Raw genomic sequence first — 4860 nt, 5'->3', positions numbered from 1 at the left:
TTTTGTCCCGCCGATGTTCGTCCGATTGTCCTCTGCAGAGGCTTTGCGATTCGAACACAGGGCTTGGGGGCCGGACGCGCGCCATTTCCTTTGGTGCAGCGATCCGATCGGGCCGGCAATATATCATACTCCCCACCAGTATCAAGGGGGTAGGAACCCAGGTCTGGCGTTCGATGTTTCTGGAGGCGTAGGGGAAGGTTCAGGCTCGCTTCGGCCGAAATTTGAGGTGTCAGCGCGGCGCAAGGCACAGGATAGGGTTGAAACTCCCCCCCTGTATAGTATGTGCATATCAACAGTCAGGAAAGCGCGATGCCACATTCACCAGAAGAGAAGAAGCGGGCCATAACACGCCTGCGTCGCATCAAGGGGCAGGCGGAAGCGCTTGAACGCGCGATCGAGGCCGGAACGGATTGCGCCCCTTTGCTCCAACAGATTGTGGCGATGCGGGGCGCCACCAACGGGTTGATGGCAGAAGTGATGGAAGGCCATCTCCGTGAGACCTTCGGCCCCGCCAACGGCGCGCATGGGGAAAATGGAGCCAGCCCATTCGACGACGACATGGAGGGTATAATGCGGATATTGCGAACCTATCTTAAGTAGGTCTTAGAAACCGCAGTACCTGTATATAGATTTATAAGAACAATTTTTTACCGATCGGCAATATAATGACGGTGCGCCCAATTTTCGCGTGGTACGACTTATGGGTTGGTATTTTCATAGATCGCCCTAAGCGGCGTATCTACATTTTTCCAGTTCCATGCTTTGGTATTTTCATTCAGCTTCGCGTGCCACCGGCATCATAACTTGATTGCGGGACTGCAATTTGTGGTTCCACTGGAAAATCGCAACTGGATGAGAACACGTTATGATCGTCAAGAATTTCAGATATCTGATTGCGCTCGATCAGGAAGGCCATTTCGGTAGGGCAGCCAAGAGCTGCAACGTGTCGCAGCCCACGCTTTCCGCCGGCATCAAGCAGCTCGAACAGGACTTGGGTGTGGAGATCGTGCGGCATGGCCGGCGTTATGACGGACTCACATCGGAAGGTGAGACTGTGCTGGCCTGGGCGAAGAAGATCGAGAGCAACTGCGAGGGGTGAGAACACCGGGAATAAAAGGGGCCACGGATCGGCCGGTAGCACCGGATTAAAAATGGGCCAGTCCTGCTAGACCCCTGCTTTTGTGCGGGGGTGGAGGATGAAGAGAGTGGAGCTTTATCAGAAGGTCCGCCGCGCCGTGCTGATTGACGGGATGAGCCGTCGCGCTGCTGCCCGGTATTTTGGGATCAACCGCAAGACCGTAGACAAGATGCTGTGCTTCCCGGAACCGGGGGCGCATGGCCGGAGTGGGCAAACCTACAGCCGCAAGCTGGCGGAATATACCGAGATCATCGACCAGATCCTGGTGGATGACCGCAAGGTGCACAGCAAGCAGCGACACACTGCCGCCCGCATTTTCGAGCGTTTGCGCGATGAGCATGGTTTCACCGGTGGCATCACCATTGTCCGCGATTATGTGGCGGGGGCCAAGCTGCGCAGCCGCGAGGTGTTCATACCCCTGAGCCACAAGCCGGGGCACGCACAGGTAGATTTCGGCGAGGCGGACGGGATCATCGACGGCAAGCTGGTGCGGTTCCACTATTTCTGCATGGATCTGCCGCACAGCGATGCGCCGTTCATCAAGGCCTATCCTGCCGAGGTGGCCGAGGCCTTTTGTGAAGGACATGTGGCCGCCTTCGCCTTCTTTGGCGGCGTCCCGCAGTCGATCCTGTATGATAACACCAAGCTTGCGGTGGCGCAGATCCTGGGCGACGGGACGCGCGAGCGCAGCCGGATGTTCGCCACGCTGCAAAGCCATTACCTGTTTGCGGACAAGTTTGGCCGCCCGGGAAAGGGCAATGACAAAGGCAAGGTTGAGGGGCTGGTCGGCTACTCCCGGCGCCATTTCATGGTGCCAAGGCCGGAGGCGCCCAGCTTTGATGCGCTGAACGCGCGCTTCCTCGAACAATGCGTGGAGCGCAGGCAGGCCATCTTGCGTGGGCATGAGCACAGCATCGGGGACAGGCTGGTGGCTGATCTGACGGCCTTCATGCCACTGCCTACGGTGCCATTTGATCCCTGCCATATGGTGACGGGGCGGGCCTCGTCGATGGCGCTGGTGCGCTATCGCACTAATGATTACTCGGTGCCAACGGCCTATGCCCACCAAGAGGTTGTGATCAAAGGCTATGTCGACCGGGTTTCCATCATCTGCGGCGGGGAGCAGATCGCGGTGCACCCGCGCAGTTATGAGCGTGAGGACTTCATCGCCAACCCGCTGCATTATCTGGCGCTGTTGGAGCAAAAGCCGCGTGCCCTTGATCAGGCGGCGCCGCTCGATGGCTGGGTGCTGGCCGAACCGATGCATCGCATTCGCCGGTTGATGGAGGCCCGCAGTGGCAAGGAAGGACGGCGCGAGTTCATCCAGGTGCTGCGGCTATGCGAGCGCTTTGAGCAACCCTTGGTGGAATGGGCGGTGGCCCGCGCGCTGGAGATGGGGGCGATCAGCTTTGATGCAGTCAAGATGATCGCGCTGGCCCGACTTGAGCAGCGCGTGCCACGCCTCGATCTGCAATTTTACCCGCACTTGCCACGCGCCCATGTTGGGCGCACTGACCCGCGCAGTTATATGGGCCTGCTCTCGCAGTCCGGCACCCTGGCGACAGGAGTGGCGGCATGAGCGATCCCATGATGCCGCTGCCGGCCATCGAGGCAGAACCAACCAGCGTGCCGCCCGCCGTGCTGCTGGCAAACCACCTCAAAGCACTCAAGCTGCCATCCTTCGCGCGCGAATATGAGAAGGTCGCGTTTGAGGCCGCGCAGGATCGGGCCGATTACCCGCGCTATCTGCTGCGCCTGTGCGAACTGGAGCGCATCGACCGTGAACGCCGGATGGTCGAGCGTCGCATCCGCATGGCCAGGTTCCCGCATACCAAGAGTTTTGACACCTTCGACTTTGCAGCCCAGCCATCACTGAACAAGGCGCTGGTGCTGGAACTGGCGCGCGGAGAATGGATCGAGCGGCAGCGCAATGTCATTGCGCTGGGCCCCAGCGGTACCGGCAAGACCCACACCGCCCTCGCGCTGGGACTGGCCGCTTGCCAGAAGGGGCACAGCGTGGCCTTCACCACCGCTGCGGCGCTGGTCCATGACTTGATGGAGGCGCGCGACGAACGGCGACTGCGCAGCCTGCAAAAGCATCTGGCCTCGGTGAAACTGCTGATCCTCGACGAGCTGGGCTATGTGCCCTTCACCGCAGTGGGCGGTGAATTGCTGTTCGAGGTGCTCAGCCAGCGGTATGAACGCGGCAGCACGCTGATCACCAGCAATCTGCCCTTCGATGAATGGACATCGGTGTTCGGGTCCGAGCGCTTGACTGGCGCCCTGCTCGACCGCCTGACCCACCACGTGCACATCCTCGAGATGAATGGTGACAGCTTCCGCCTCACCAGCAGCCGCAAGCGCCAGAAGGACAAGGGGGAGGCAAAATGATCTGACAAAAGGCGGCCATCGGCAGCGGGAAATCGGCTTCCGCTCCGCTACAGCCGCTTCCCCGCTGCCGATGCTGTCCAGCCTCAACCATGGGGCTTTTTATTCAACCCAACTGGCCCCTTTTTAAACCGGTGCCTGGCCCGTTTTTATCCCGGTGTTGACAAGGGGCTGGAGCGCGACCTTTCGGCCCAGAAACGTGGGCTGGAAGGTCAAATTCGCCTGGGCGTGCTGTCGGCCACGTCGATCATGGCATCGATCCTCAGCCTTGCCCTCGCTGAAAGGATGCCGCTCCTCGAACAGTGCATTTGCACAGCGCAAACCTCGTCGCTGACCAAAGCCTTGCTGACGCATGAAATGGACATGGCGCTGGTCTATCTCGAAGACATATCTGAGGAGGACTTTGACACGCACCTTCTCTACCGGGAGCGGATCGTCGTTTTCCAGGCATCCGGCGACCCGCTCCCGCGACAGGTTTCATGGGATCATGTCGCCGAGCTGCCTTTGTGCATCTTGGACTGCGCGCTACCCAAAGCCGCGCGTTCTAGACTCGGGCACCGTGCCGCAAAGTCGATCAGGACCAACAATGTCGATGTTCTCGCTGCCCATATCGCAAGTGGGCGATATGCCACCGTCCTTCCGCAATCTCTCGCAACCTATTTTGCTCGGATTTCCGACATTCGGGCGGTTGAAGTCGCAGGTGAGGGCGCAGATGCCGCTGTTGGATTGGCCATGCCCAGAAATGGGGTGAAATCGACACCCACAGCCGCGCTGTTCGAAATAGTCCGCGCACCCGAGACAATGGCCTCGATAGAGGCCGCTCTGGACCTGTACCGCCAGTTCCAACCCGAAGGGGGCTGACCGTTCATGCCGTGCTATCGCAGCATGAACGGTCGCGCGACCCACTATTCGACGTAGATCATTTTCTTGGTCATCCCGCCGTCGACCACAAGCGTTTGCCCGGTAACAAAGCCGGCGGACGCCAGATATAGCACGGCCTCGGCAATGTCCTGGGGGCGACCGACCCGGCCAACCGGATGCTGCGCCTCGTCCTCGGCGCGCAGATTCGTGTCATTGGTGATCCAACCAGGTGCGATTGTATTGACCCGGATTTTGGCGCCAAGTTGCACCGCCAGCGCCTGCGCGAGTGCCACCATGCCACCTTTCGCAGCGGCATAGGCAAAGTCGATGCCTTGGGACATCAACGCGCGGGTGGAAGCCATCATGACAATCGAACTGCCATCGGTGAGCAGGGGCAATGCCGCTCGCGACATCAGAAAGGCCCCGGTCAGATGGCTGCCAATGGTGCTGTTCCACTGGTCGAGCGAGGTGTC

The 4860-nt window shown here is 59.9% G+C and carries 6 protein-coding genes; 5 read left to right on the top strand and 1 reads right to left on the bottom strand.

Translation table 11 applies throughout. The annotated features are described in order from the left end of the window. Positions 1 to 309 precede the first annotated feature (309 nt). The 5 genes from AB0B14_RS36675 (at position 310) to AB0B14_RS36655 (ending at position 4387) form a co-directional block, all read left to right on the top strand. Positions 310 to 600 (top strand): metal/formaldehyde-sensitive transcriptional repressor, encoded by a 291-nt coding sequence (locus AB0B14_RS36675; protein ID WP_017980836.1) that lies wholly within the window; start codon positions 310 to 312, stop codon positions 598 to 600. Positions 601 to 865: 265 nt separating this feature from the next. Continuing rightward, entirely contained in the window at positions 866 to 1099 is a 234-nt protein-coding gene (locus tag AB0B14_RS36670; protein WP_357526750.1) for a LysR family transcriptional regulator, read from the top strand. 97 nt (positions 1100 to 1196) lie between these two features. Beyond that, complete coding sequence (gene istA, locus AB0B14_RS36665; RefSeq protein ID WP_067401992.1) at positions 1197 to 2717, top strand: IS21 family transposase; 1521 nt, start codon at positions 1197 to 1199, stop codon at positions 2715 to 2717. Continuing rightward, a complete protein-coding gene (istB, locus tag AB0B14_RS36660; protein WP_304438878.1) occupies positions 2714 to 3529 on the top strand; it encodes an IS21-like element helper ATPase IstB in 816 nt (271 codons plus the stop codon). The genes istA and istB overlap by 4 nt, the downstream gene beginning before the upstream one ends. A gap of 135 nt (positions 3530 to 3664) precedes the next feature. Then, complete coding sequence (locus tag AB0B14_RS36655) at positions 3665 to 4387, top strand: substrate-binding domain-containing protein (RefSeq protein WP_357526752.1); 723 nt, start codon at positions 3665 to 3667, stop codon at positions 4385 to 4387. A 44-nt stretch (positions 4388 to 4431) separates the two neighbouring features. Here the strand turns inward: AB0B14_RS36655 and AB0B14_RS36650 are convergent. Beyond that, positions 4432 to 4860: SDR family oxidoreductase (locus tag AB0B14_RS36650; RefSeq protein ID WP_357526748.1), on the bottom strand; the 429-nt coding region annotated here is incomplete at its 5' end.

Origin of the sequence: Micromonospora sp. NPDC049171, assembly GCF_040648275.1 — a bacterium.
GTDB lineage: Bacteria > Actinomycetota > Actinomycetes > Mycobacteriales > Micromonosporaceae > Micromonospora.
This window is presented reverse-complemented; position numbering and strand designations above follow the sequence as displayed.

What these genes read in the sequence shown, in the direction of transcription:
- AB0B14_RS36675 (WP_017980836.1), top strand. Translation starts at nt 310, where the DNA reads ATGCCACATTCACCAGAAGAGAAGAAGCGGGCCATAACACGCCTGCGT.
- AB0B14_RS36670 (WP_357526750.1), top strand. Translation starts at nt 866, where the DNA reads ATGATCGTCAAGAATTTCAGATATCTGATTGCGCTCGATCAGGAAGGC.
- istA (WP_067401992.1), top strand. Translation starts at nt 1,197, where the DNA reads ATGAAGAGAGTGGAGCTTTATCAGAAGGTCCGCCGCGCCGTGCTGATT.
- istB (WP_304438878.1), top strand. Translation starts at nt 2,714, where the DNA reads ATGAGCGATCCCATGATGCCGCTGCCGGCCATCGAGGCAGAACCAACC.